The following is a 24,310-nucleotide window of genomic DNA, read 5'->3' as shown; positions in this document are numbered from 1 at the left end:
GCGACGGGACGTTTCAGGGCGACGGGACGTCCGTCAGGAGGGCCAGACGTCCGCGAGCATCTTGCGGGTGTCGGCGAGGAGCTGCGGCAGCACCTTCGTGTGTCCGACGACCGGCATGAAGTTGACGTCGCCGCCCCAGCGCGGCACCACGTGCTGGTGCAGGTGCGCGGCGATCCCGGCGCCCGCCACATCGCCCTGGTTCATCCCGATGTTGAAGCCCTGCGCGCCGGAGGCGGACCGCAGGGCGGTCATCGCCTGCTTGGTCAGCACGGCCAGTTCCGCCGTCTCGGCGCCGTCCAGCTCGGTGTAGTCCGCGACGTGCCGGTAGGGCACCACCATGAGGTGCCCGCTGTTGTACGGGTACAGGTTGAGCACCGCGTACACGTGCTCGCCGCGCGCGATGACGAGGCCGTCCTCGTCGGACTCGGCCGGGACCGCGCAGAACGGACATCCGTCACCGGCACCGGGGCCGGTGGGCTTGTTCTCGCCCTGGATGTACGCCATCCGGTGCGGGGTCCACAGGCGCTGGAACGCGTCCGGCACCCCCGCTCCGATCTGCTGTTCCGGCTCACTCGTCATGCCGTTCAGCATAGGACTTCCCCCGGAGCACGCGTGCTGCGGGGGAAGTCCCGGATCTCACGGGCGGCGGACCTCGGCGCCGTCAGACCTGGATGCGGCGCTCCACGGCGTCCACCATCTCGGCGATGGCCTCGTCGCGCGGAATGCCGTTCTTCTGCGAGCCGTCGCGGTAGCGGAAGGAGACCGTGCCGCCGGACATGTCCTCGTCGCCGACGATGACCATGTACGGCACCTTCAGCTTCTGCTGGTTGCGGATCTTCTTCTGCATGCGGTCGGAGGACGCGTCCACGTCGACCCGCAGGCCCTTGCGCCTGGCCTCCGCCGCGAACTCCTGGAGATACGGCACGTGCGCGTCGCCGATCGGGATGCCGACCGCCTGCACCGGGGCGAGCCAGGCCGGGAAGGCGCCCGCGTAGTGCTCGAGCAGCACGGCGAAGAACCGCTCGATCGAGCCGAACAGCGCGCGGTGGATCATCACCGGGCGGTGCTTGGTCCCGTCGGGGCCGGTGTACTCCAGGTTGAACCGCTCGGGCAGGTTGAAGTCGAGCTGCACGGTCGACATCTGCCAGGTGCGGCCGATGGCGTCCTTGCACTGCACGGAGATCTTCGGCCCGTAGAAGGCGGCGCCGCCCGGGTCGGGGACCAGCGGCAGCCCCTGCTTCTCGGCCACCTTGCGCAGCGTCTCGGTGGCCTCCTCCCAGACCTCGTCGGAGCCGACGAACTTCTCCGGGTCCTTGGTGGACAGCTCCAGGTAGAAGTCGGTCAGTCCGTAGTCGCGCAGCAGATTCAGCACGAAGGTGAGCGTGGTGTCCAGCTCGTCGGCCATCTGCTCCTTGGTGCAGTAGATGTGCGCGTCGTCCTGGGTGAAGCCGCGGGCCCGGGTCAGACCGTGCACGACGCCGGACTTCTCGTAGCGGTACACGGTGCCGAACTCGAAGAGCCGCAGCGGCAGTTCGCGGTAGGACCGGCCGCGGGCGTCGAAGATCAGATTGTGCATCGGGCAGTTCATGGGCTTGAGGTAGTAGTCCGTGCCCTCGTCGAGCTGCATGGGCGGGTACATGCCGTCGGCGTACCAGTCCAGGTGGCCCGAGGTCTCGAACAGGGTGCCCTTGGTGGCGTGCGGGGTGTAGACGAACTCGTACCCCTCCTCCTCGTGCCGCCTGCGCGAGTAGTCCTCCATGGTGCGGCGGATGATGCCGCCCTTGGGATGGAAGACCGCGAGGCCCGAGCCGATCTGCTCGGGGATGGAGAAGAGGTCCAGCTCGTTGCCCAGCTTGCGGTGGTCGCGCTTGGCGGCCTCCTCCAGGAAGTCCAGATGCGCCTTCAGCTCTTCCTTGGTGGGCCAGGCGGTGCCGTAGATCCGCTGGAGCATCGGGTTCTTCTCGCTGCCGCGCCAGTACGCCGCCGCGTTGCGCATCAGCTTGAAGGCCGGGATGTTGCGGGTGCTGGGCAGGTGCGGGCCCCGGCAGAGGTCCTTCCAGCACAGCTCGCCGGTCTTCGCGTCCAGGTTGTCGTAGATGGTCAGCTCACCGGCGCCGACCTCGACGTCCGCGCCGTCGTCCGAGGACGCGGCGCCGCCCTTGAGGCCGATCAGCTCCAGCTTGTACGGCTCGTCGGCCAGCTCCTCGCGGGCGGCCTCGTCGGTCACGACCCGGCGCGAGAAGCGCTGGCCGCGCTTCTGGATCTCCTGCATCTTCTTCTCGACGGCCTTGAGGTCGTCGGGGGTGAACGGCTTCTCGACGTCGAAGTCGTAGTAGAAGCCGTCCTTGACCGGCGGGCCGATGCCGAGCTTGGCCTCGGGGTGCAGCTCCTGCACGGCCTGCGCCATCACGTGCGCGGTGGAGTGCCGCAGGATGTTGAGGCCGTCCTGGCTGGTGATGTCCACCGGCTCGACCTCGTCGCCGTCGGCGAGGGCGTACGCGAGGTCCTTCAGCTCGCCGCCGACGCGGGCGGCGATCACGGACCGGTCGCCGGGGAACAGTTCGGCCGCGGTCGTGCCCGTCGTGACCGTCCGCTCTTCCAGCTCAACGGAATCGCGTTTGATGATCACACGGACATCTGACACCGGTCTGCTCCTGACTCAGGTCCTGCTGGCTGTGGTGACTCGGCGGCGGCGGGCGCCGCACCGCTGAATCGTACCGAGCCGCGAGGGCTGCCCGCGAAGCGATAACCCGCGGGGGTGGCGGCGCGAGGTGCGGTGAGCCCCGACGACCGGCCGTATCGCGGTCCTCATCCCTGGGGCCGGTCCTGAGGAAGGCCCTGGGGACGGCCGCCGAGCGGCGGTGCCGGGGTGTCGTCGCCGAGCGGTGTCCGGCTGAAGTCCAATGGCAGCCGCACGTTCCGGTAGCGGCCGACGGCCGGATGCTCCAGGGTCTCCACGGTGCGCCGCTCGCGCAGATAGTCGTCGTCGGCCAGGGACTCCAGGGTGCGTACGGGCGCGCAGGCGATCCTCGCGGTCCGGCACGCCGACACGATCCGCGCGACGGTGCGGCCGGACACGTAGTCCGCGATGACCGCCTGGACCTCGTCCGACCGGCCGCCGCGCTGTCCCGCGGTGGCGAACCGGGGGTCGTCCAGCAGGTCGTCGCGCCCGGCGAGCACGAGGAAGCGCCGCCAGTCGGCATCGGTGTACGGCATGACGCAGACCCAGCCGTCGCGGGCCGGATGCGGGCGCCGGGCGGGTGCCAGCGACCGCGCCCACCCGATGTCGCCGCGCGGCGGGTCGAAGGTGTGGCCCGCGAGGTGCTCGACGAGGTTGAACGCGGCCATGTTGTCGACCATCGGCACGTCCACCCACTGGCCGTGGCCGTCGCGCAGGCGGCTGTACAGGGCCGAGACCGTCGCGAGCGCCATCAGGAGGCCGCAGGTCTTGTCGGCCGTGACCGACGGCGAGTACGCCGGTTCACCGCCGCGCAGGCGGTAGCTGTCGGCCATGCCGGACAGCGCCTGGACCGTGTCGTCGTAGCCGGTGACGTCGCGCAGGCCGGAGCGGGAGCTGTACGCCTGTCCGGTGCAGAGCACGATGTCGGGGCGGACCCGCGCGAGCGCGGCGTAGTCGAGGCCGAGCCGTTCGCGGGCGCTCGGCAGGATGTTGGTCACCACCGCGTCGGCCCCGGTCACCAGGTCGGTGAAGCGGCGTCGGTCCTCCCCCGTCGCCAGGTCGAGCACCACGGAGGTCTTGTTGCGGAGCAGCCGGAGCGACAGGGCCGAGAGACCGTCGGCCGCCGTCGGCCCGATCCTGCGCCCGATGTCGCCGCCCGGCGGCTCGACCTTGACGACCTCGGCGCCGAGGTCGGCCAGCAGCGAGGTCGCGTACGGCCCCATCACCACCGACGTGCAGTCGATCACGACGGTGCCCGCCAGCGGACCGCCGCGCGGGGCCGCGTATCGCGTCGGCACGGAATCTCCTGTCGGCACGCGGTCTTCTGTCGGCACGCGGTCTCCTGTCGGCACGCGGTCTCCTCGAAGACGTCGGTCTCGGCCCCGGGACCGGGCCACTCGTGCGCCGGGGGCGCGGTGGCATCGTCTCCAGGACGGCCCTGGCGCCGCTCTGGAGTTGCCCACGCACTCGGCGGCGCCGACTTGTGCTCAGCCACAAAGGGGGCCGATAGCCTGGGGTGATGGACACTGGCGAGGGCGTCGCGCGGTCGGTGACCCCCGCCGCGTCCTCGGCGGCCGTGGGCACGCTGCGCGACCTGCTGGAGAGCCTGGGACCGCACACGCTGCGGCTCGTCGGCGGTGACCGGGCGCGGTTGGCCCGGCCCGCGGGCGAGCCCGTGGTCCACGGTCCCGACGAACCGATCCACGACGTGGCGGGGGCTGTCGTACTGCTCACCGGGGGCAGGTCCGATCCCGCCGAGGTGACCGACCGGATACGGCAGGCCGCCGCCGCGGGCGCGAGCGCGGTCGTGGTGAAGGCGTGGGGCCGGGACCTGGGCCGGGCCGTCGAGGCCGCCCGCGAGGCGGACATCGCCCTGCTGTGCACGCCCGACGAGATGGCCTGGCGGCGCCTGGACGCGTTCGTCACCGCGGCCGGTGCCGCTCGGGCCGCCGTCCCCGAGGAGGCGGGCGGCATCGGCGACCTGTTCGGCCTGGCCAACGCGATCGCGGCGTCGCTGGGCGGGCCGGTCACGATCGAGGAGGTCGACGGCCGGATCCTGGCGTACTCCAACCTGCCGGACCAGGAGATCGACGAGATCCGGCGGTTGGCGATCCTCGGCCGCCGGACACCGGAACGCCCGGGCGACGCGGCGAAGTACCAGGCCGTGATCGCCGCGCAGGGCCCGGTGCGGTTCGCCAGTTCGGGTCCGGAGTACGCCGACCGGATGTCCGTCGCCGTACGGGCGGGGCACCAGGTGCTCGGCGTGATCTTCGTCCTGGCGGACCGGCCGAAGCTGGTGGACGACGCGGAACGCGCGCTGCTGGACGCCGCCCGCAGCGTCGCCTTGCACCTGCTGCGGTCGCGGGAGGCGGTCAGCCCCGAGCGGGAGCGGCGCGGCGACGCGCTCCGCGGTCTGCTGGCCTCCTCGCTGGACGCGGCGAGCGCCGCCGCGGCGCTGGCGCTGCCCGCGCGTGCCTCGTTCGTCCTCGCGACGGTACGACCGGTCGCCAGTGAGCTGCGGGCCGCCGACGCCGCCCGCGTCCGCGACCTGATCACGCTGCACGGTGAGCACTGGCACCCGGAGTCGGCGGCCGTGCTGGAGGCGGGCGACGTCGTCCTGCTGCTGCCCGTGCTCGACCCGCCCCAGGACGACCGGGGCCAGGCGCGGCTGGCCGCGCGGCTGCGCAGGCTGGGCACGGACCTGGTGACGGCGGCCCGCAGGTCCGCCGGGGTGGAACTGGTCGTCGGCTTCGGCGCCGTCGTCGACGGCCTCGCGGCCGTCGCCGGGTCCCGGCCGCTCGCCCGGCGGGTCGTGGACACGCTGCTCGACCCGCGCGCCGACCCGCCCCACGGAGGTGTCGCCACCCTGCACGACGTGCGCCCTCAGGTCGTCCTCGCCTGTCTGCGGTCCGGGGCGCCGATCGACGAGGACGTGCTGCGGCTGCCCGCCGTGCGCGCCGTCCTGCGCCACGACGCGGACCAGGGCACCGACTACGCCGGGACGCTGCTGGCGTATCTGGGGTCCGCCGGGAGCGTCGCCGCGACCGCCCGCGCCCTCGGCGTCCACGAGAACACCGCTCGCTACCGGGTCCGCAGGCTGACCGAGATGTTCGGGGTCGCCCTGGACGCGGGCGACGACACGCTCGTGACGTGGCTCCAACTGCGCAACGCCGTGCGCGGCCCCCGGGGCGCACGCGGCTGAGGCCCTTGTCGGGACCGACAAGTCGCGGGGTCGGGCCCGTGGCGTGACGACAACGGCGGGGGCGCCCGCGCCTTCTACCGTTCGGGGCGGAACGGAGGAGTCAGATGACATCAACCCTGCTCGCCCACGTCCGCGTCGGCCTCGGCGGCCCACCTCGCGACGTCCTGGTCCGCGACGGGCGCGTCACGGCGATCGGCGCCGTCGGCGGCGTCCCGCCCGAGCCGGACACCGAGGTGATCGCGTTCGCCGACGCCACCCTCGTCCCCGGTTTCGTCGACGGCCATGTGCACATCGAGCAGTGGGTACGGAATCTGCGCGCCGTCGATCTCGGCGCCGCACGGAGCCCGCGCGAGGCCGCGGTCATGATGCGGGACGGCATGCGCGCGGCGCACCGTACCGGGATCGTCTGGGGTCAGGGCATCGTGCCCGCGCTGTGGGAGGAGGCTCCGCACAAGCGTGTCCTGGACGAGCTGGTGGGCGACGCGGCGGTGGCCGTCAGCACCATCGACCTGCACACCACGTGGCTGAGCAGCGCCGCGCTCGACCTGGTCGGCCTGCGCGGGCACCCTACGGGGGTGCTGCGGGAGACCGCGTCGATCGAGACCAAGGCGCGGCTGGCGGCGATGGTGCCGCCCGAGGAACTCGACGCCTGGGTCGGGGAGTCCGTCGCCGCGCTGCCCGCGCTGGGCGTCACCGGCCTGACCGACCTCGCCTACGCGGACAACGTCGAGGCGTGGCGCCGCCGGTCCCGGCCCGGCGCGGTGCCGGTCAGGGTGCTGGCCGGCGTCTGGACGCCGTGGCTGGACGGCGCCATCGCCGCGGGGTTCCGTACGGGGCAGGTCGTCGCGGGGACCCACGGGCGGGTGCGGGTCGGGCCGTACAAGATCGTCAGCGACGGGTCGCTCAACACGAGGACGGCGTGGTGCGTCGATCCGTATCCGCACCCGGCCGGGGCCGGTGACGCGTGCGGGCTGTCGCTGGTGCCGCTCGACGAGCTGGTCGAGCTGATGGGCAGGGCCTGGGCGGCCGGGCTCGAACCGGCGGTGCACGCGATCGGCGACCGGGCGAACTCCGCGGTGCTCGACGCGTTCGAGCGGGTCGGGTGCCCCGGCAGGATCGAGCACGCCCAACTGGTGAGCGAGCGGGACATGCCGCGCTTCGCCCGGCTCGGCGTGGTCGCGTCGGTCCAGCCGCAGCACGCCGTGACCGACCGGGACGTGGCCGATCTGCACTGGCCGGGCCGCACCGACCGGGCCTACGCCTTCCGCTCCCTGCACGCCGCCGGTGCCCGGCTTGAGCTGGGCTCCGACGCGCCGGTCAGCCCGCTGGACCCGAGGCTGGCCATCGCCGACGCGGTCTTCCGCACCGACGACGACCGGCCCGCGTGGCACCCCGAGCAGAGCGTCCCGCTGGAGGTGGCGTTCGCGGCGGCCGGCGCGGGCCGGGGCCCGGTGTCCGTCGGCGACGTCGCCGACCTCGTGGTCATCGGCGGGGACCCGCGCGCGTTCGACCGCGCCGCGCTGCGGACCATGCCGGTGCTGACCACGATGGTCGGCGGCACGCTCACGCACCGGTCGGTCTGAGGGGCCGCCCCCGCGTCGGGCCCGCCCGGCCGCGGTCGGGTGCCGTCCCCGGCGACGGCTTGCCTACGGGCCGGGCGCGTCCTCGGGGGCGCCGATCAGCCGCGACACGCGGGCGCCCAACCGCCGTGCGACGCCCTCCAGTTCCCGTGTCCGCGGCCTGATGCTGTCGGTCGAGCCGACCAGGCAGGCCGCGGCGGCGACCGAGTTGCTGGAGTCGCGTACCGGCGCGGAGATGGAGATGATCCCCAGTTCGTCGATGGACTTCATCGACAGCACGCCGTCGCGCCCGGCGCGAGCGAAGCGCCGCAGGAACTTCTCGACCTGCTCCGGCGGGTGCCTGTTCGGGAGGACCCGGCGCAGCTCGTCGGCCTCGAAGTCCGAGGCCAGGGTCGGTCCGCCGTCGGAGCCGATGATGGGGGCGAGGCGCCCGAGCCACGGCGTCATGCTCAACCCCTCGCCGACGCTCTGGAGTTCTTCGACGAGCGTGAGGCTGTGCATCCCGTTCAGCACGGTGATGAACGCGCACACCCCGGTCGTCGCCGCCGCTTCGGCCACGAGCGGCCGGCCCTTTTCGAGGATCATCGGCAGGGTCGCGGCGCGATGCCAGCCGTGCACCGCCCAGCTCGCCTCGAACCGCGCGCCGTCCTTGCTCCTGCGGACGACTCCCGCCCGGCCGCACGACTCCAGCAGGCGGCGGACCCGGTCGGGCCGCAGCCCCGTCCCGGTCGCGATACCGGCCAACGAGTCGCGCCCCGCGGACAGATGCCACACGATCCGCAGTGCCGCCTCAAGGCCCAGCGGGCTGCCGTCGCGGCCGAGCGGACCTCCGGCCGCGATGTTCGGCCGGTCCAGTTCGTCGTCCACCGTGCGTTCGAGCAGCCGCCGCGCCTCGTCGAGCACACGGCGCGCCCGCGGTACGACCTTGGCGGCGCGGCTGACCGGCAGCCGGGCCGCCAGTACGGCGACACATTCGCCGACGGGGCTCATGACCGGCACGGCGATCTCCACGCCCATGCCGATGGTCGACTCGGCGCGGAGCGCCCGCGGCGGGCCGTCGGTGTCTTCGAGGCGCGCCGCGCGCACGATCGCGCGCCGGGCGTCGTCGACCGACTCGCCCACCTTGGCGTGCGCGCGCAGGGGCCACACCGACTCGACCGAGGCGACCACCCGCATGCCCTGCGCCGTCGGTGCGGCCAGGCACGCGGTCTCGCCGGTGAGCGTTGCGACGAGCGTCAGCGCCGACCGGACGGACCTGGCGAACGGGGCCGCCGCGCGGCCGGAGAGCTCGATGGCCCGCCGTCCGATGCGGTAGGTCCCGTACGCGCTCCCGCGCTCCAGCAGTTCGAGTTCCGCCAGTTCACCACAGAGCCGGGAAGCGCTGCTCAGCACCGTGCCCAACCGTCCGGCGATCTCCCCGACCGGCATCGGCAGGGTGGGGTCGGGACGATTGCCGACCTGCTGCACCGCGTTCAGTCCCGACAACACATGTGTCGTCATCACCGGGTCCTCGACGATCCGTGTCGCGTGGGCCTTCCGTCGTGGCCGGGGCGACGTGCGTTCCCCGCACCGTAGCAGTGGCCCGCCCGCGCGCCCGGTGGTGCGCCGCCGCGGCGACCGCCCGGCCAGGGCGTTCGCGCAGAACCGTCAATTCGCCGTGCCGCGATTTGCCGGAAACGCATCGTGCGGCGTGACAGCACTTCCGCGGTGCTTATAGTGAGCCAACTCGTTTTGAGCACCGCCGGATTTCCCTTTTCCACAGAACGGAAAACGGCGTATCGGTCCTCGCATGTTGTTCCCGACTGCCGCAAGGAGCCCGACTCACGTGTTCAGCAAACACCTTACTGGTAGACCGGCGACAGCCGTGACAGCAGTGGCCGGATTCGCCATGACCGTCGGCGTCCTCGCCGGTTGCACCTCGCATGCCACCGCGACCGCCGATTCCGTGGGCGAGGATTTCATCCGGGGGACGTACGACAAGAGCGTCGCACGACTGGTTCCTTCGGACATCGCGGGAAAGGGCGGGATCGACGTGGCGAGCGGGCCCGGCTATCCGCCGTTCTTGCTGCTCGCCGAGGACGGCAAGACCCTGGCAGGCGCGGAACCCGAGCTTCTGCGGGCCGTCGCCGACGTGCTGGGGCTGAAGGTGAGGTTCGCCGACGTCAAGTTCGACGCGATGATCCCCGGCCTCCAGACCGAGCGCTACGACATGGTCGCCGCGGCGCTCAGCATCACGCCCGCCCGGCTGAAGCAGGTCGACTTCGTCAGCGAGTACTCCGGCGGCACCTCGCTGATCGTGGACGCGGGCAACCCCGAGAAGCTGACCCTCGACACGATGTGCGGACACACCATCGCCGTCATGAAGGGCAGCATCTACGCCGAGAACTACATGCCGACGTTCGACCGGGACTGCGTGCGTGCGGGCAAGCCCGCCATCACCGTCTCGGTGTTCCCCGCCCAGGCCGATGCCACGCTCGCGGTCAGCAGCCGCCGCGCGGACGCCAGCATGTCCGACTACGGCCCGCTGTCCTACATCGCGGGGCAGTCCAACGGCCGGCTCGACGTGCTGAACGCGAACTACCTGCCGACCACATGGGGCTACGCGCTCCCGAAGGGCTCCGCCCTGGCGCCCGCGGTCGCCGCCGCGGTGAACAATCTGATATCCGACGGCACGTACGGCAAGATCCTTGCCAAGTGGAAAGTGAACCAGGGCGAGATCGCGAAGTCAGAGGTGCACACCGATGGCCAACGCTGAAATGCCCTCGCTCGCGCAAAGAACCGGCAGCCCGGACGGCGGCGTGCTCAAGGTCGCGCGCACCCGGCATTACGGGCAGTGGATCGCGACCTTCGTCATCATTTCCCTGGCGGCCCTCGTCGTCAATTCGCTGATCACGAATCCCCGCTATCAGTGGGACGTCGTATTCAGCTATTTCCGCGATGTGCAGGTGGTGCACGGACTTGTCACGACGATCGTCCTGACCGTCGTCGCCATGGTCGTCGGAATCGTCATCGGCGTCCTGGTCGCGGTCTGCCGTGATTCCAGGAACCGGTCCGTCGCCGCCGCGGCGCTGGCCTACGCCGGATTCTTCCGCGGCACGCCGCTGCTGGTGCAGTTGATCTTCTGGTTCAACCTGGCCGCCCTGTACCCGGTGCTGTCGATCGGCGTCCCGTTCGGCCCGACGCTGGTGTCGGGTGACGCGAACACGCTGATCACGCCGTATGTCGCGGCGATCCTCGGCCTCGGGCTGAACGAGGGCGCCTACATGTCCGAGATCGTCAGGGCCGGGCTCCAGTCGGTCGACCCCGGCCAGACGCAGGCCGCGCAGGCGCTGGGCATGCGCAGGGGCCAGATCTTCCGGCGCGTCGTGCTCCCCCAGGCCATGCGGGTCATCATCCCGCCGACGGGGAACCAGACGATCTCGATGCTCAAGACGACGTCGCTGGTCAGCGTCATCGCGATCCCGGAGATCCTCTTCCGGGTGCAGGAGATCTACTCGCGGACGTACGAGGTGATCCCGCTGCTGATCACCGTCAGCCTCTGGTACCTCGTGGTGACCACCGTGCTGAGCACGGGCCAGTTCTACCTCGAACGGCATTTCAAGCGCGGTGACACCCACTCCCCCGAGCCGTCGCTGCTGGCGGCGCTGCGGGCCGGGATCGTCCCGCGCAGGGCGAGGGCCGCCGCGCCGACGGGCCCGGCCGGCACCGAGGGAGGCCGCGCATGACCGCCGTCTCCACCCGGCCGATGGTCGAGGCCGTGGGCGTGCACAAGTCCTACGGCGGCAATCGCGTCGTCAAGGGGATCGACCTGACGGTCGCGGAGGGCGAGGTGCTGTGTCTCATCGGCCCGTCGGGGTCGGGCAAGAGCACGTTCCTGCGCTGCGTCAACCATCTGGAGAAGATCGACGCGGGCAGCATCAGCGTCGCCGGCGACCTGGTCGGCTACCGCGAGCACAACGGGTGGCTGCACGAACTGGGCGACGCGGAGACCGCCACGCGCCGCAGCGAGATCGGCATGGTCTTCCAGCACTTCAACCTCTTCCCGCACATGACGGTGCTGGAGAACCTGATCGAGGCCCCGCTCCGGGTCCGCCGGGAGAAGCGCGGGGCGGCCGTCGAACACGCGCGGGCGCTGCTCACCCGCGTCGGGCTCGCCGACAGGGCGGACGCGTACCCGCGGGCGCTGTCCGGCGGGCAGCAGCAGCGGGTCGCGATCGCACGGGCGCTCGCCATGCGCCCCAAGCTGATGCTGTTCGACGAGCCCACCTCCGCGCTCGACCCGGAGCTGGTCGGCGAGGTGCTCGACGTGATGCGGGGTCTCGCCGCGGACGGCATGAGCATGATCGTGGTCACCCACGAGATCGGCTTCGCCCGCGAGGTCGCCCACACCGTGGCCTTCCTCGACGACGGCGTGGTCGTCGAGAGCGGCCCTCCCGAGCGGGTGCTGGGCAGTCCGCGGCACGAACGCACCCGTTCCTTCCTGGCGAAGGTCCTGTCATGACAACTCATCGAATCCGGAAGGAAGCACCGTGAGCAACCCGCTGGAGACCTTCGACGTGGCCGTCGTCGGCCTGGGCGCCCTCGGCAGCGCCGCCGCGTACCACCTGGCCAAGCGCGGAGTCCGCACCGTCGCGTTCGAGCAGTTCGACCTCGGACACGTACGGGGCGCGTCGCACGACACCTCACGCATCATCAGGACGTCCTACGGCGCGACCAGATACGTCCGGCTCGCCACGTCCGCGTACCAGGACTGGGCGGACTTCGAGAAGGTCGCGGGCGAGCGGCTGGTCACGGTGACCGGCGGGGTGATCTTCCTGCCCGCCGACGGCCCCTACAGCGCCGGTGACTTCACCGGCAGCCTGACCGAGGTCGGCGTCCCGTACGAGCTGCTGGACCCGGACCAGGTCCGGGCGCGGTGGCCGCAGTTCGACATCCCCGAGAACGTCGAGACCGTCTACACGCCCGACACCGGGATCGTGAACGCCTCCCGTACCGTGGCCGCGCTCCAGATGCAGGCGCGGGCCCACGGCGCCGAGTTGCGGGCGCGCACGCCCGTGACGGCGCTGAGGCCGGACGACGCGGGCACCGTACTGGAGACGGCGGCCGGTCCCGTGCGGGCGAGGAAGGTGGTCCTGGCGGCCGACGCGTGGACGAACCGGCTGCTCGCCCCGCTGGACGCCGCGATACCGCTGGAGACGATGCAGGAGCAGGTCACGTACTTCAAGCCCGCCGACGCCGAGGCGTTCGACCCCGCCCGCTTCCCGGTGTGGATCTGGGAGGACACCGACTGCTTCTACGGATTCCCCGCCTACGGCGAACCCACCGTCAAAGCCGCCCGCGACGTGTCGAACAACCTGATGACGCCCGAGGACCGGACCTTCGAGCCGTCCGCCGAACTGCTCGACCAGCTCTCGGCGTTCATGGGCGCCACGATCCCCGCCAGCGGCCATGTGCTGCGCACCGTCACCTGCCAGTACGCGATCACGCCCGACCGGGAATTCGTGCTGAGCCCGCTCGCGCGGTACCCCGACATCATCGTCGCCCTCGGCGCGGGCCACGCCTTCAAGTTCACCCCGGCCATCGGCCGCATCCTCGCCGAATTGGCGCTGGACGGTGAATCCACCGACGACATCTCGGCGTTCGCCGCGCCCGGCAGTGCCGCCTGACGGTCTCACAGGCCAGCGTTCCGCGACGGCCGCCGCGGAACGCACAACGGCCCGCCGACTGATGTCGGCAGGCCGTCACGGTACTTCGAGGCCGGTGAGCCTCGGTGGGCGATACTGGGATCGAACCAGTGACCCCTTCGGTGTGAACGAAGTGCTCTCCCGCTGAGCTAATCGCCCGGGACGCCTCGAACCATACAGCGCGACGGGCCCGCCGTTCAAACCACATGCGCGGCGTCGGCGGCGAGCCGCGCGAGCAGCCCATGGCGTCCGCCGCGCATCATCAGCGCGTGGTTGGCGAGGAAGAGCGGGCGGCAGGGGACGGCGAGCAGCCGCATCAACGGCTTGCGGACGACGACTTCCTGTTCGTAGAGCAGCCGGGTGCGGGTCCCCGGGAGGCCGCCCGGCGTGATCGTCCAGCGGAACCAGCCCTCCAGATCGCCGGTCATCGCGGCTTCCAGGACCCGCGTACTCGGGTCGTGCCGGACGGATCTGGCGCTGACGACGAGGTCGTACGGGAGGAGGGAGCGGAAGCGCAGCATGCCGGTGGTGTCGCCGGTCTGCCGCACCTCGCGGATCTGGGGCCACCAGACGGGGTAGTCGTCGGGCCGTTCCAGCACCCGGTAGACGGCGTCGGGGTCCGCGTCGAGCTGCCACGTCCTACGGAATCGGTAGTGACTCCAGTCCATACCGCAAGTGTGCGCGATCGAATCCGCGTACGGCGCGGGAACGCAAAGGATCCCGGGGAGCGGTGTGGAAACCGGTCCCCGGGATCCTCGAATCCGGTGGGCGATACTGGGATCGAACCAGTGACCCCTTCGGTGTGAACGAAGTGCTCTCCCGCTGAGCTAATCGCCCGGACGCGTGGACAACTTTACCGCACGTGGAAGGGGCCTCGGACCAGGCTCCCGAGGGCCCGCGACGGGCGCGCGGGGCCTAGCTGTCGGCCCAGGGCGTGTCGAGGCCGAACTGCCACAGGTAGCACCCGGCGAGTCCGGCCAGGGCGAGCACGGCGGCGGTGGTGAGCAGCAGATTGCGCCGCCGTACGCGGGGGTCCAGGGCGGCCCTGGCGGCGTCGGCGACCTTGCGGCGGGTCCAGCGCAGGACGCGCTGGGCCCAGGCGAACTCGGTGGCCCAGATCGCCATGCCGCCGAAGATCACCACCCAGCCGGGGCCGGGCAGCGGGAGCAGGACGACTCCGCCCGCGACGACGGCGAGGCCGACGAGGAAGACGCCGACCCGCCAGGACTGGTGCAGCAGCCGTGACTTCCTGACGAAGCCGGGGGCCCGTGACCCCAGCCGCGAATCCTTGGCCACGGCTCCATCGAACTCGTCACTCTCCGCAGTCATACCGACAATTTACCCGACCGGCGTTCGTCACCGAAATGGCTGATCGGCCCGTCTCGGGACTAGGCCGGACGAGGTACCAGAAGCCTCACAAACCCCTCAGAGGGGTTTACAACGTCCTCGCAGGTGGCATGTCGATTTCGCCGACGTGCGAATCCCCGAGCGCACACTGAGCGAAAGGCCCTGGCGCTTATGAACACCACGGTCAGCTGCGAGCTGCACCTGCGCCTCGTTGTGTCGAGCGAATCCTCACTGCCTGTACCCGCGGGCTTGCGGTACGACACGGCCGATCCGTATGCCGTGCACGCCACCTTCCACACCGGAGCCGAAGAGACGGTCGAATGGGTGTTCGCCCGCGACCTGCTCGCCGAGGGGCTGCACCGCCCCACCGGCACCGGAGACGTCAGAGTCTGGCCGTCCCGCAGCCACGGTCAGGGCGTCGTCTGCATCGCCCTCAGCTCCCCCGAGGGCGAAGCGCTGCTGGAAGCACCGGCGCGGGCCCTGGAGTCCTTCCTGAAGCGGACGGACGCCGCGGTTCCGCCGGGCACCGAGCATCGTCACTTCGACCTCGACACCGAGCTCTCCCACATCCTCGCGGAGAGCTGAGACCCAGCCCGTCACCGCAGTCCGCGGCCGTCCTACTCGGGGGGACGCCCGGACCCGACCAGCGGAGCCGGACGCTCGCGCCCGGCCCGGCCGCCTGTCATCTCGACACGACTTCGCACGCGATTTCGCTCATGACATCGCTCGTGACGTCGCTCGCCGCGACACGCACGACACCGTCACCCGTCGCGTACGAGACACGCACGACAGCCGTCTCCGTGGGGCCTGCACCCCCACGGCGGCGGCTTTCGCGCGCTAGAGTCACCGGAACGCAGCCGACCGATCACGCCGGCAGGGAGCAGTTCCGTGCTGATCAACCATGACACCAGGTGCGCGCTCGACAGCGTCGTCGACCTCGTCAACACCGCGCCGCAGATCGAGGGCCGGGAATCGCTCGCGGACGTCGCGGACCTCCGCGGCTTCGTGGAGCGCAACCAGGTCAGCGAGGTCGGACGGCTCGACGAGCGCGACCTCACCGCCGTCCACGCCGTACGCGCCCGCTTCACCGCCGTCTTCGGCGCCGCCGACGACGCGACGGCCGCCACCATGCTCAACGCGATGGTCGCCGAGGCGGGCACCACGCCGCGGCTGACCGACCACGACGGCTACGACTGGCACGTGCACTACTTCGCGCCGGGCGCCTCGCTGGCCGACCACCTCGCCGCGGACTGCGGCATGGCGCTGGCCTTCCTCATCGTCGCCGGGGAACGCGACCGGCTGCGGCGGTGCGACGCGCCCGACTGCCGCCGGGCCTTCGTCGACCTGTCCCGCAACCGCTCACGCCGCTACTGCGACAGCCGCACCTGCGGCAACCGGCTCCATGTGGCGGCCTACCGGGCCCGCCAGCGCGAGGCGAGCGCCTGAGCGCGGGCGGCACGAACAGCCGACCGCGGACGCCGCCGCGGGCGTCCGCCCCCCGGCCCGCGGCGTCAGAGCAGCAGCAGGTCGTAGATCGCGCCTGCCCCGAGCAGCCCTCCGATCACGCACAGGAACAGCATCAGCGGGGGCTGCGAGAGGGCGTACAGGCACCCCTGCGGCTCTCCCTCCCCCGCCCTCGCGGCGGGTTCACGACCCTCGGCGCGCGGGCCTGGAACGACGTTCTCGACAGTGGATTCGGCACGGTCCGGCCGCGGAGGGGAGAGACGATCCCCGGAGGTGGGCAGCACAGGCCGATGATCGCGCAGAGAACGATCACTCGTCTCCCAACACGCCAACTCCCAGGGGTGTTTCGGACTCCCACACCCGTTCGAAGAGGTCCGTGCGGCGCACGCCTTCCGGTCAGATACCGCGCCGCTTGAGGATCTCCTCGACGTCGGCGAAGTCGGACAGACCGCTGTCCGCCGAAGCACGCCGTTTCGTGCTCGGGCGGGAGGAGGCGGGCAGCGCGGGGCTGGAGGCGCCGGGCACGGCCGCCGGGGGCTGCTGCCCCTCCTCGGGTCCGACGCGCGCGGCGATCAGCCGGGTGACGCCGTACAGCAGCACGGAGACGCCGATGACGCCGAAGCCGAGCCAGACGGTGGGCTTGAAGATCAGGTCGGCCGCCCAGTCGCCGGTGGCGGTGCCGATCTTGCGGCCGAGGGTCACGAGCCCCGCCATGGCCAGGCCGACCGGCAGCAGGGACACGGCGGCGATGCGGGTGGCCCGCAGATAGCGTCGGCGGTAGGCGGTCTGCACGGCGATGGCCAGGCCCGCGGCGGACAGGACGGCGCATAGGGCGGTGGTCAGCATCCCGAGGCTCCTGCGGCAGTTGCGGATGGCCCCGTGAGGTCCGGCCAAGGGCCCGCACGAGGTCGCGTCCTCCCATCCTGCCTCGACACGGGCGCGCGAGGCCACGGTGGGGGGCCGGGTTCAGGGGGATCTCGGGGGTGCCTCCTCCCCGAGTGGGAGACTTGGACCATGGATCAACCCTCCCCCGCCGTGTCGCGTCCCCCCGTACTCGAGGTCTGGTGCGAGCTCCAGTGCCCGGACTGCCGCACCGCCCTGGACGACGTCCGTGCGCTGCGCGAGCGGTACGGCGACACGCTCGACATCCAGCTCAGGCACTTCCCGCTGCCCAAGCACGCGCACGCCCTGGCCGCCGCGCAGGCGTACGAGGAGGCGTACGAGCAGGGCAGCGGCTGGCCGTACGCGGAGGCCGTGCTGGCCAGGGTCGAGGAACTGGACAGCCGCGGTGAGGCGGTGCTGGTCGAGGTGGCGCGCGATCTCGGCCTGGACGCCGACGAGGTGGACACCGCGCTGATCGACGGCCGCCACCTGCTGGTCGTCGACTCCGACGAGGCGGAGGGCAAGGCCATCGGCGTCACCGGCACGCCCACGTATGTGATCGGCGGCGAGCGTCTGGACGGCGGCAAGAGCCAGGACGGGCTGCGCGAGCGGATCACCGCCATCGCCGACCGCCTGCTGGCCGAGGCGGGCTCGGCCGTCCCCGGCCCCGGCCCGGCCACCGGCGACGACGGGCAGGTCTGCCGGATCCCCGGCCGCGACTAGACCGGCACCGGGCTCATCGGGGTCGGGATCAGACGCGGGCAGCGGGCACGGGTCCGGGCTCAGACGCGGGCACCGTCCGGGCTCGGGTCCGGGCTACAGCAGCGGCTTCGACAGGTGCCGCACCGTCGTGCCGTAGCCCAGCGACTCGTACAGCCGCAGCGCCGGTGCGTTGCCCGCGAAGACGTCGAGGGCGACGGCGGGGGCCCCGGCCTCCCGGCAGGCGTTCTCGGCGGCGAGCATGAGCGTACGGCCGTGCCCGCGGCCCCGGTGCGCGGCGTCGACCTCGACGGCCAGCACCCACGCGGGCGCGGCGCGGTCGGCCTCGTCGTACAGCCGCAGCGCCACGCGGCCGACGGTCACACCGTCGTGCGCGAGGGCGTACAGCGCGGCGCCCGGAGTGTCCCGGCCGCGCGGCAGCACGTGGTCGAAGGCGGCGGCCTCGCGGGCCGCCGCCTGCTCGCGCGGCATGCCGCGGTCGACCAGCGAGGCGATGAACTCCTCCGCGCCGTGCTCCCGCCACGGCCCGTACTCGGCGGCGGTCAGCGGGCGCGTGCGGCTGCCGGGCGGCAGCGGGTGCGGCGGGGCGGGCTCGCCCAGCGGCTTGAGCATGCCGCGGGCGCGTTCGACGTAGCCGAGCGCAGTGGCCAGCCGCAGCCCGTACTCGGCGGCGGCCGGTACCGAGACCTCCGCCCGCGCGCAGCCCCACAGCCGCAGCACCTCCTCGGCGGCCAGCGCGGCCACGGTGCCGCGCCCGCGCCGCCGGTCCGGCTCGTCGACGGCCAGCGCCGCGATCCGCCCGGTGCCGGGGCCGAGCCCCGGTTCCGCGCTCAGCTCGACACCGCCGACCGGGCGGCCGTTGACGCAGACGGTGAAGGCGCGGGCGCGACCGCCGTCGGGCGCGCGCCGCTCCGGGCCCGCGGGTCTGAGGGTCGTCGTCATGGTCGCGCTCCCGGGATGTCGCCGTACCGATCGCATGGGGTGCCGGGTGACGTTCTACCGCGCCCGGCGGCCGCCGTGCCGGGACTTGGGGGACCTACGGGTTCGGATCGGCCGCCGCGCGCTCGGCGAAGATCCGCATGGCCTTGGCCGTGACGGGCCCCGGAGCGGCGGAGAGCCGACGGTCGTCCGTCCGGTGCACGCCCTGCACATCGCGCAGCGACGAGGTCAGGAAGATCTCCTCCGCCCGGTCGAGGACGTCGAGCGGCAGGTCGGTCTCCTGCGCGCCGGTCCAGTCGATCACCAGCTCGCGGGTGATCCCGGCAAGGCAGCCGGACGCCAGCGGCGGGGTCAGCAGCCGGCCGTCGAGGACGACGAAGACATTGGACCCGGTGCCCTCGCAGAGCCTGCCCCGGGTGTTGGCGAACAGCGCCTCGCTGGCGCCGTGTTCGTGCGCCCGCGCGAGAGCGACGACGTTCTCCCCGTAGGAGGTGGTCTTGAGCCCGGACAGCGCGCCCTTCTCGTTGCGCGCCCACGGGACGGTGACGACGGCGGTGGTGTCGGGGCGTACGGACGCCTCGCCGAGCGCCACGACCAGGGTGGTGCCCGCGTCGCCGCGGTCGGAGCCGAGCGGCGACGGGCCGCCGGTGTACGTGATCCGCAGCCGTCCGAGCGGCATCGGGTTCGCGGCGAGCACGGCGTCGCAGGCGCGGCGCACCTCGTCCTGGTCGGGCTCCGGCAGGCCGAGGCCGCGGGCGGACCTGGCGAGCCGCTCCAGGTGGCGGGTGACCGCGAAGGGCCGGCCTTCGACGGCCTTGAGCGTCTCGAACACGCCGTCGCCGACCGTCAGTCCGTGGTCGAACACCGACACGGTGGCGTCCGCGGTGTCCCGCAGTCCGCCGTCCACCCAGATCTTCACCGAAGCATCCCTCCGCTTGTCTCCTGGACTCCCGACGCTACCGCCAGCAGCCTGGCCGCCTTCAATTCGGTCTCGGCCCACTCGCCTTCCGGATCCGAACCCCAGGTGATCCCGGCGCCGGTGCCGAAGCGCAGCAGGGGGGCGCCGGGGCCCGTCCTGTCGATCCAGAACGTCCGGATGCCGACGGCCAGTTCACCGGTCCGCCGGTCGGCGTCGACCCAGCCGATCCCGCCGCAGTACGGGCCGCGCGGGGCGGTCTCCAGCTCGCCGAGCACCCGCAGCGCGCTGGACTTGGGCGCGCCGGTGACCGAGCCGGGCGGGAAGGCGGCGGCGAACAGCTCCGGCCATCCGGCGTCGGGGCGCAGCTCGCCGCGGACGGTGGAGACCAGGTGCACCAGGCCGGGGTGCGGCTCGATCGCGCACAGCGCGGGCACGGTCACCGAGCCGGTGGCGCAGACCTGGCCGAGGTCGTTGCGCACCAGGTCGACGATCATGACGTTCTCCGCGTGGTCCTTGGGCAGCAGCTCGTCCGCGGTCCGCGCGGTGCCCTTGATCGGCCCCGACTCGACCGTCGCGCCGTCGCGCCGCAGGAACAACTCGGGCGAGGCGGTGGCGATCTCGACGCCGTGCGCGGGCAGCCGAATCGTTCCGGCATACGGGGCCGGGTTGCCGCGGGCCAGGACCGCGGACAGCGCGTCGATGTCCGGGCCGCCGTACCCGCCCCGGCTCTCCGCCTCGGGCAGCGGCGCGGTCAGGACCCGGCAGAGGTTGACCTGGTAGACCTCGCCGGCCGCGATGCGCTCGCGGATCGCGCGCACCCCGGCCACATAGGCCGCGCGGTCCAGCGAGGAGGTCCACGCGGCGGGGTCGGGGCCGCGCCAGGGGCGGGTCCGGGGTGTGGAACGGGCGGGGTCGCGGCGTACGTCGCCGAAGCGGGCGCAGACCGTACGGCCCTCGAAGTCGGCGGCGACCGCCCAGAAGCCCGTGGAGTCGAGCGCGCTCAGGTCCGCGGTGACATCCCGCAGGTCGGAGGCGACGAGGCCGCCGAAGCGGGCCATGGGGGCGAGGTCACGCACGGGGCTTCCCTGGTGGACGGCGAGTGGACGACAAGAGGGCCGAACCGGTGCTCGGCGGCAGGTGGAGCCGAGTCTAGGCGGGGCGCCGTCGCGGTGCTCCGCCGGTCATGCGCCCGTCATTGGCCCGGCACGCTGCGGAAACCAGTTTTTGAGCTTGACCGGGAATCCGCTAGAGTTCACCACGTCGCCGGGACACGACAGTGCCCCGGAGCTACGGCGCCTGCGGACGTGGCTCAGTTGGTAGAGCATCACCTTGCCAAGGTGAGGGTCGCGAGTTCGAATCTCGTCGTCCGCTCGACGTGGGGGATCTTCCCGAACCCCCGCTGTGTTGGTGGAGTGGCCGAGAGGCGAGGCAACGGCCTGCAAAGCCGTCTACACGGGTTCAAATCCCGTCTCCACCTCCAAGGACGATTAGCTCAGCGGGAGAGCGCTTCCCTGACACGGAAGAGGTCACTGGTTCAATCCCAGTATCGTCCACTGGACCCCACAGGGTCCTGGAGAAAGTTCCCGCGCGATTAGCTCAGCGGGAGAGCGCTTCCCTGACACGGAAGAGGTCACTGGTTCAATCCCAGTATCGCGCACGCGTCATCAGCACCATCCGCGTCACCCGCACGACCGAGGACGATTAGCTCAGCGGGAGAGCACTTCCCTGACACGGAAGGGGTCACTGGTTCAATCCCAGTATCGTCCACGCGCAGGACACCGAGGGCCGGAAGCGATCGAGCTTCCGGCCCTCGGTCGTGCGGGTCCCTCGGCGGTGCGGGTCCCCTCGGTCGCGGGAGGGCCCCCTCCGTCGTCGGGATCGGGGGCAACTGGCCCCGGAAAAGCGCAATGCCCGGGTATCTCGCGATACCCGGGCAAACGCAGTCGTCCGCCGTACCCCCGTCCCCACGGGGTTCACCGGTATGTCCCCGGCCCGGACCGCTCTTCCGGGCCTGGGGCGTTGTGTCAGCGCCCCATCAGGCCGGCTACGGACGACGCTTGTGTGACCACCGCGTCCACTCCACCGAAGAAGTAGGCGAGCAGGGCTGCCAGCGGCAGCACCATGGCCGCCGCCACCAGCGGATGCCGGGTGCCGGTCGGACGGGCGCCGACGATCAGCGCCCTGCCGCCGCGCACGGCACGCGCGGTGCGTTCCACCGTGTTCGCCATGGCCCTCTCCAGAGGTGTGGTGTGGTCAGATCTTCTGTTGTCAGATTTGGGGCGGCGGACGTTTGACCTCGGGGGACGAGTGCTTCGCCCGCCGCTTGACCTCAACATTAGGGGCGCGACGGCGGCCGGTCGTCATGCCCTCGTACCCCTTTACCGGCCTCCCGGAGGATGACGGCGAGCGGCCCGGATACTCCCCTGGGTGGAGGAGGCGACCTAGGTCACCAGGGGTATCCCGGAGGGGACACCCGGCCGGAGGGGCGGCTTTCCTGAGAAGGGGTCCGGGACGGCGTCGGTAGCGGGGCGGGTGACAGGGCGGTGACAGGGTCGGGCGACGGCGCGGTGACGGGGCGGCGCTCAGCCCGCCTGCTCGACCTCGCGCGGTACCGGCTGCTCCACCAGGGCGAGAACCCTGGTGGACATGAAGCGGGCGGTGCGGACCACCGTCCCATTGCGGGTGACTTCACTCACTTCCACGACACCTCGGCGCACCGCCGTCTCCACTCTGCGGCCCGCCCGGGTGGCGATGACCTCATAGGTGCGGGTGGTGTCCCCCGCGTCGACGACTATCTCCACACGATCACCTTTCACGGCGTCATTCCCCCTTGGCAGACGGTCCGTTGGCGAAGCGGGCGCGGTGCTGACCACCCGTCGGACGGGCGCGCTCCCACCTCTCAAGGATCCCACCGGGCACTGACAATTAGCGCCCGCGCGCCTGCGGGGCATCAGCGCGCGGGGGGACTTGAGTCCGTAAGCTGTGGGCGGCCGGCCCAGCGGCCGGTCAGTTCAGTGGAGTGGGGCCTCCCCCACCGGAGGCAGGGGACGGACGGACATGGCGATGATGCGGCTCCGGCGCGAGGATCCGCGGGTCGTCGGCGCGTTCCGGTTGCACCGGCGGCTCGGGGCGGGCGGCATGGGCGTGGTCTACCTCGGCGCGGACAAGCGCGGGCAGCGCGTCGCGCTGAAGGTCATCAGGCCCGAGCTGGCGGAGGATCAGGAGTTCCGCTCGCGGTTCGCCCGTGAGGTGTCCGCCGCCCGGCGGATCCGCGGCGGCTGCACGGCCCGGCTGGTGGCGGCCGACCTCGAGGCCGAACGCCCGTGGTTCGCCACGCAGTACGTGCCGGGTCCGTCCCTGCACGACAAGGTCGCCGAGGGCGGCACGCTGCCCGCCGCCGAGGTCGCCACGATCGGCGCGGCCCTCGCCGAGGGGCTGGTCGCCGTGCACGAGGCCGGGGTCGTGCACCGCGACCTCAAGCCGTCGAACATCCTGCTGTCCCCCAAGGGCCCGCGGATCATCGACTTCGGCATCGCCTGGGCGACCGGGGCCAGCACGTTGACGCACGTCGGTACGGCGGTCGGCTCGCCCGGCTTCCTCGCGCCCGAGCAGGTGCGCGGCGCCGCGGTCACCCCGGCCACCGACGTCTTCGCCTTCGGCGCCACCCTGGCGTACGCGGCGACCGCCGACTCGCCCTTCGGGCAGGGCAGTTCCGAGGTCATGCTGTACCGCGTGGTGCACGAGGAGCCGGATCTGACCGGCGTGCCCGACGCGCTCGCGCCGCTGGTCTACGCGTGCCTGGCCAAGGACCCCGAGGAGCGGCCGAGCACCGTGCAGCTCTCGGAACGGCTCGCCGAGATCGCCGCCCGCGAGGCCCGCGGGATCGGCGCGCCGCGCCGTGAGGGGCTGCCGAAGGCGGCCGGGCCGCGCCCGGAGCGGCCGACCGGCCGCAGGGCCGAGGAGTACGCGCAGCAGCACACCGAACGGCGGCCGGCCGGCGGGCCGACCAACGGGCGTACGGGTCCCGGTACCGCGCCCGGCCGCGGCAGCCGTACGGGCGGTGGCCAGGGGCCGCACGGCACCGGGGCCGGTGCCGGGGGGCAGGGCGGCGCGGGCACGTCCGGGGGGCGCTCCGGGTCGCGTACGCCGCCGCCTCGGCCGCCCGGCCCCCGGTCCTCCGGGACCCGCACCCCCGCCGCCCGGACGCCGACCGGGCGGCGTCCCGGTGCCAGCCCGAAGCGGCGCCTGTTGCGCCAGCGCGTCTTCGTCTTCGTCATCGTCACCCTTCTCGCGGCCGTCATCATCGCCGCCGCCCAGGGGTGCCACCGGCTCTCCCGCGGACTCGGCGTCCCGCCCACGGTCACCGTCTCGGCTTCCGCCGGGGATTCAGGCCCCTAGGGCTGCCGCCCTGGGCGCCCCGATGTCGACTTCCGTCACGGCCGATCGCGCCGTTCCCCCGGGTGGGGTGCCACTTTCGACCGTGCGGACAGTCCCGGCCGGCCGTGGCTCGTCGCGCAGTTCCCCGCGCCCCCAGGTCAGTGCCGCATTCCCGCCATGGGAACAGCACCGGCCCGTTGCGCTTGCGCGCGCAGTTCCCCGCGCCCCTACGGGACCCCACCCGGCGTCCGGAGGGCGGGCTTTTGAGGGGCGCGGGGAACTGCGCGACCAGCCCACGCCGGGGCGCGGGTGAAGGACGGCAGGTACGAGCCCCGAAGGGGCGCGGGGAACTGCGCGACCGGCCCCCACCGGGGCGCGGGGGGCCAGGGCGGGGCGGGGCTGGCTCCGCGACGGGATGTGGCACTCGCGCGGGCGTCCGTACTCGTGAAGCCTCCCCCGCAGGGGGGCTGGCGTGGGTGGGCGGACTTCGGCTAGGTTTCCAAGCGCTTGCTTAGT

Annotated in this window: 23 protein-coding genes and 7 tRNA genes; 15 read left to right on the top strand and 15 right to left on the bottom strand. The window is 72.4% G+C overall.

The genetic code is table 11. The features are described 5' to 3' along the window. Positions 1–33 precede the first annotated feature (33 nt). The 3 genes from ACFZAM_RS16435 to ACFZAM_RS16425 all read right to left on the bottom strand — a co-directional run bounded on the left by ACFZAM_RS16435 (position 34) and on the right by ACFZAM_RS16425 (position 3,978). Positions 34–591 carry an HIT domain-containing protein gene (locus ACFZAM_RS16435; protein WP_188285222.1) on the bottom strand — a complete coding sequence of 186 codons (558 nt, stop codon included), beginning with the start codon at positions 589–591 and terminating at the stop codon, positions 34–36. Positions 592–661: 70 nt separating this feature from the next. Beyond that, the gene (gene thrS, locus ACFZAM_RS16430) at positions 662–2,644 is read right to left on the bottom strand and encodes a threonine--tRNA ligase (RefSeq protein WP_391046579.1); all 1,983 of its coding nucleotides are present in this window, start codon (positions 2,642–2,644) and stop codon (positions 662–664) included. A 164-nt stretch (positions 2,645–2,808) separates the two neighbouring features. Continuing rightward, positions 2,809–3,978, bottom strand: coding sequence for a CoA transferase (locus ACFZAM_RS16425; protein ID WP_391046576.1), 1,170 nt, complete (start codon positions 3,976–3,978; stop codon positions 2,809–2,811). Positions 3,979–4,199: 221 nt separating this feature from the next. On the opposite strand from ACFZAM_RS16425, the gene ACFZAM_RS16420 reads away from it, so the two are divergent. Together ACFZAM_RS16420 and ACFZAM_RS16415 are read left to right on the top strand one after the other, a co-directional pair. Further along, on the top strand, positions 4,200–5,882 hold the full coding sequence (locus ACFZAM_RS16420) for a helix-turn-helix domain-containing protein (protein ID WP_391046574.1): 1,683 nt from the start codon (positions 4,200–4,202) through the stop codon (positions 5,880–5,882). 104 nt (positions 5,883–5,986) lie between these two features. Then, positions 5,987–7,465: an amidohydrolase family protein gene (locus ACFZAM_RS16415; protein ID WP_391046572.1), complete on the top strand. Its 1,479-nt coding sequence runs from the start codon at positions 5,987–5,989 to the stop codon at positions 7,463–7,465. A gap of 63 nt (positions 7,466–7,528) precedes the next feature. Here ACFZAM_RS16415 and ACFZAM_RS16410 read toward each other — a convergent pair whose 3' ends face one another. After that, positions 7,529–8,962, bottom strand: coding sequence for a hypothetical protein (locus tag ACFZAM_RS16410; protein WP_391046570.1), 1,434 nt, complete (start codon positions 8,960–8,962; stop codon positions 7,529–7,531). 364 nt (positions 8,963–9,326) lie between these two features. Between ACFZAM_RS16410 and ACFZAM_RS16405 the strand changes: the two genes are divergently transcribed. From ACFZAM_RS16405 to solA, 4 genes are read left to right on the top strand one after another with little or no spacing between them, the layout of a single operon-like run. Further along, positions 9,327–10,217 (top strand): transporter substrate-binding domain-containing protein, encoded by an 891-nt coding sequence (locus tag ACFZAM_RS16405; RefSeq protein ID WP_391046568.1) that lies wholly within the window; start codon positions 9,327–9,329, stop codon positions 10,215–10,217. After that, positions 10,204–11,187, top strand: a complete 984-nt coding sequence (locus tag ACFZAM_RS16400; protein WP_391046566.1) for an ABC transporter permease subunit — start codon at positions 10,204–10,206, stop codon at positions 11,185–11,187. The genes ACFZAM_RS16405 and ACFZAM_RS16400 overlap by 14 nt, the downstream gene beginning before the upstream one ends. A 20-nt stretch (positions 11,188–11,207) precedes the next feature. Further along, positions 11,208–11,963, top strand: coding sequence for an ATP-binding cassette domain-containing protein (locus ACFZAM_RS16395; RefSeq protein WP_391046713.1), 756 nt, complete (start codon positions 11,208–11,210; stop codon positions 11,961–11,963). 28 nt (positions 11,964–11,991) lie between these two features. Continuing rightward, positions 11,992–13,128: an N-methyl-L-tryptophan oxidase gene (solA, locus tag ACFZAM_RS16390; protein WP_391046564.1), complete on the top strand. Its 1,137-nt coding sequence runs from the start codon at positions 11,992–11,994 to the stop codon at positions 13,126–13,128. A 105-nt stretch (positions 13,129–13,233) separates the two neighbouring features. Here solA and ACFZAM_RS16385 read toward each other — a convergent pair. From ACFZAM_RS16385 to ACFZAM_RS16370, 4 genes are all read right to left on the bottom strand, one after another. Continuing rightward, a tRNA-Val gene (locus ACFZAM_RS16385) sits at positions 13,234–13,305 on the bottom strand. Positions 13,306–13,343: 38 nt separating this feature from the next. Further along, positions 13,344–13,814 carry an SRPBCC family protein gene (locus tag ACFZAM_RS16380; RefSeq protein WP_355332571.1) on the bottom strand — a complete coding sequence of 157 codons (471 nt, stop codon included), beginning with the start codon at positions 13,812–13,814 and terminating at the stop codon, positions 13,344–13,346. 97 nt (positions 13,815–13,911) lie between these two features. Next, positions 13,912–13,983 (bottom strand) — tRNA-Val (locus ACFZAM_RS16375). Positions 13,984–14,061: 78 nt separating this feature from the next. Then, positions 14,062–14,475 carry a TIGR02611 family protein gene (locus tag ACFZAM_RS16370; RefSeq protein ID WP_391046560.1) on the bottom strand — a complete coding sequence of 138 codons (414 nt, stop codon included), beginning with the start codon at positions 14,473–14,475 and terminating at the stop codon, positions 14,062–14,064. 189 nt (positions 14,476–14,664) lie between these two features. Between ACFZAM_RS16370 and ACFZAM_RS16365 the strand changes: the two genes are divergently transcribed. Next, entirely contained in the window at positions 14,665–15,078 is a 414-nt protein-coding gene (locus ACFZAM_RS16365) for an SsgA family sporulation/cell division regulator (RefSeq protein ID WP_003959770.1), read from the top strand. 303 nt (positions 15,079–15,381) lie between these two features. Beyond that, positions 15,382–15,939 carry a CGNR zinc finger domain-containing protein gene (locus ACFZAM_RS16360; protein WP_391046557.1) on the top strand — a complete coding sequence of 186 codons (558 nt, stop codon included), beginning with the start codon at positions 15,382–15,384 and terminating at the stop codon, positions 15,937–15,939. Positions 15,940–16,004: 65 nt separating this feature from the next. On the opposite strand, the gene ACFZAM_RS16355 is transcribed toward ACFZAM_RS16360, so the two are convergent. Together ACFZAM_RS16355 and ACFZAM_RS16350 are read right to left on the bottom strand one after the other, a co-directional pair. Next, a complete protein-coding gene (locus tag ACFZAM_RS16355; protein ID WP_355332579.1) occupies positions 16,005–16,241 on the bottom strand; it encodes a hypothetical protein in 237 nt (78 codons plus the stop codon). 112 nt (positions 16,242–16,353) lie between these two features. After that, complete coding sequence (locus tag ACFZAM_RS16350) at positions 16,354–16,803, bottom strand: hypothetical protein (RefSeq protein WP_391046554.1); 450 nt, start codon at positions 16,801–16,803, stop codon at positions 16,354–16,356. A 168-nt stretch (positions 16,804–16,971) separates the two neighbouring features. Here ACFZAM_RS16350 and ACFZAM_RS16345 point away from each other — a divergent pair, with 168 nt between their 5' ends. After that, positions 16,972–17,562, top strand: coding sequence for a DsbA family protein (locus ACFZAM_RS16345; protein WP_391046552.1), 591 nt, complete (start codon positions 16,972–16,974; stop codon positions 17,560–17,562). Positions 17,563–17,655: 93 nt separating this feature from the next. Here the strand turns inward: ACFZAM_RS16345 and ACFZAM_RS16340 are convergent, their stop codons facing one another. From ACFZAM_RS16340 to ACFZAM_RS16330, 3 genes are all read right to left on the bottom strand, one after another. Continuing rightward, complete coding sequence (locus tag ACFZAM_RS16340; protein WP_391046550.1) at positions 17,656–18,501, bottom strand: GNAT family N-acetyltransferase; 846 nt, start codon at positions 18,499–18,501, stop codon at positions 17,656–17,658. Positions 18,502–18,595: 94 nt separating this feature from the next. Beyond that, positions 18,596–19,417 (bottom strand): aminodeoxychorismate lyase, encoded by an 822-nt coding sequence (locus ACFZAM_RS16335; protein ID WP_355332590.1) that lies wholly within the window; start codon positions 19,415–19,417, stop codon positions 18,596–18,598. Next, positions 19,414–20,493 carry a chorismate-binding protein gene (locus ACFZAM_RS16330; protein WP_391046547.1) on the bottom strand — a complete coding sequence of 360 codons (1,080 nt, stop codon included), beginning with the start codon at positions 20,491–20,493 and terminating at the stop codon, positions 19,414–19,416. The genes ACFZAM_RS16335 and ACFZAM_RS16330 overlap by 4 nt, the downstream gene beginning before the upstream one ends. Before the next feature lie 222 nt (positions 20,494–20,715). Here ACFZAM_RS16330 and ACFZAM_RS16325 point away from each other — a divergent pair. The 5 genes from ACFZAM_RS16325 (at position 20,716) to ACFZAM_RS16305 (ending at position 21,184) form a co-directional block, all read left to right on the top strand. Next, positions 20,716–20,788: transfer RNA gene (locus tag ACFZAM_RS16325), tRNA-Gly, on the top strand. A 35-nt stretch (positions 20,789–20,823) separates the two neighbouring features. Next, a tRNA-Cys gene (locus ACFZAM_RS16320) sits at positions 20,824–20,897 on the top strand. 1 nt (position 20,898) lies between these two features. Further along, positions 20,899–20,970: transfer RNA gene (locus tag ACFZAM_RS16315), tRNA-Val, on the top strand. A 32-nt stretch (positions 20,971–21,002) separates the two neighbouring features. Then, a tRNA-Val gene (locus tag ACFZAM_RS16310) sits at positions 21,003–21,074 on the top strand. A 38-nt stretch (positions 21,075–21,112) separates the two neighbouring features. Beyond that, positions 21,113–21,184: transfer RNA gene (locus ACFZAM_RS16305), tRNA-Val, on the top strand. A 257-nt stretch (positions 21,185–21,441) separates the two neighbouring features. Here ACFZAM_RS16305 and ACFZAM_RS16300 read toward each other — a convergent pair. Together ACFZAM_RS16300 and ACFZAM_RS16295 are read right to left on the bottom strand one after the other, a co-directional pair. Then, a complete protein-coding gene (locus ACFZAM_RS16300; protein ID WP_355332595.1) occupies positions 21,442–21,645 on the bottom strand; it encodes a hypothetical protein in 204 nt (67 codons plus the stop codon). Positions 21,646–21,999: 354 nt separating this feature from the next. Next, a complete protein-coding gene (locus tag ACFZAM_RS16295) occupies positions 22,000–22,233 on the bottom strand; it encodes a hypothetical protein (protein WP_188285447.1) in 234 nt (77 codons plus the stop codon). A gap of 241 nt (positions 22,234–22,474) precedes the next feature. Between ACFZAM_RS16295 and ACFZAM_RS16290 the strand changes: the two genes are divergently transcribed. Then, the gene (locus ACFZAM_RS16290) at positions 22,475–23,815 is read left to right on the top strand and encodes a serine/threonine-protein kinase (RefSeq protein ID WP_355332597.1); all 1,341 of its coding nucleotides are present in this window, start codon (positions 22,475–22,477) and stop codon (positions 23,813–23,815) included. Positions 23,816–24,310: the final 495 nt, after the last annotated feature.

Origin of the sequence: Streptomyces sp. NPDC008079, assembly GCF_042957385.1 — a bacterium.
In the GTDB taxonomy this organism is placed as follows: Bacteria; Actinomycetota; Actinomycetes; order Streptomycetales; family Streptomycetaceae; genus Actinacidiphila.
Note: the sequence above shows the minus strand (reverse complement) of the source record. Positions and strands in the feature narration are given on the sequence as shown.

Coding starts and splice junctions, on each gene's coding strand:
- ACFZAM_RS16350 (WP_391046554.1), bottom strand. CDS start 16,803: ATGCTGACCACCGCCCTATGCGCCGTCCTGTCCGCCGCGGGCCTGGCC.
- ACFZAM_RS16420 (WP_391046574.1), top strand. CDS start 4,200: ATGGACACTGGCGAGGGCGTCGCGCGGTCGGTGACCCCCGCCGCGTCC.
- ACFZAM_RS16370 (WP_391046560.1), bottom strand. CDS start 14,475: ATGACTGCGGAGAGTGACGAGTTCGATGGAGCCGTGGCCAAGGATTCG.
- ACFZAM_RS16345 (WP_391046552.1), top strand. CDS start 16,972: ATGGATCAACCCTCCCCCGCCGTGTCGCGTCCCCCCGTACTCGAGGTC.
- ACFZAM_RS16415 (WP_391046572.1), top strand. CDS start 5,987: ATGACATCAACCCTGCTCGCCCACGTCCGCGTCGGCCTCGGCGGCCCA.
- ACFZAM_RS16290 (WP_355332597.1), top strand. CDS start 22,475: ATGGCGATGATGCGGCTCCGGCGCGAGGATCCGCGGGTCGTCGGCGCG.
- ACFZAM_RS16300 (WP_355332595.1), bottom strand. CDS start 21,645: ATGGCGAACACGGTGGAACGCACCGCGCGTGCCGTGCGCGGCGGCAGG.
- ACFZAM_RS16380 (WP_355332571.1), bottom strand. CDS start 13,814: ATGGACTGGAGTCACTACCGATTCCGTAGGACGTGGCAGCTCGACGCG.
- ACFZAM_RS16340 (WP_391046550.1), bottom strand. CDS start 18,501: ATGACGACGACCCTCAGACCCGCGGGCCCGGAGCGGCGCGCGCCCGAC.
- ACFZAM_RS16410 (WP_391046570.1), bottom strand. CDS start 8,962: ATGACGACACATGTGTTGTCGGGACTGAACGCGGTGCAGCAGGTCGGC.
- ACFZAM_RS16435 (WP_188285222.1), bottom strand. CDS start 591: ATGCTGAACGGCATGACGAGTGAGCCGGAACAGCAGATCGGAGCGGGG.
- ACFZAM_RS16400 (WP_391046566.1), top strand. CDS start 10,204: ATGGCCAACGCTGAAATGCCCTCGCTCGCGCAAAGAACCGGCAGCCCG.
- ACFZAM_RS16395 (WP_391046713.1), top strand. CDS start 11,208: ATGGTCGAGGCCGTGGGCGTGCACAAGTCCTACGGCGGCAATCGCGTC.
- ACFZAM_RS16365 (WP_003959770.1), top strand. CDS start 14,665: ATGAACACCACGGTCAGCTGCGAGCTGCACCTGCGCCTCGTTGTGTCG.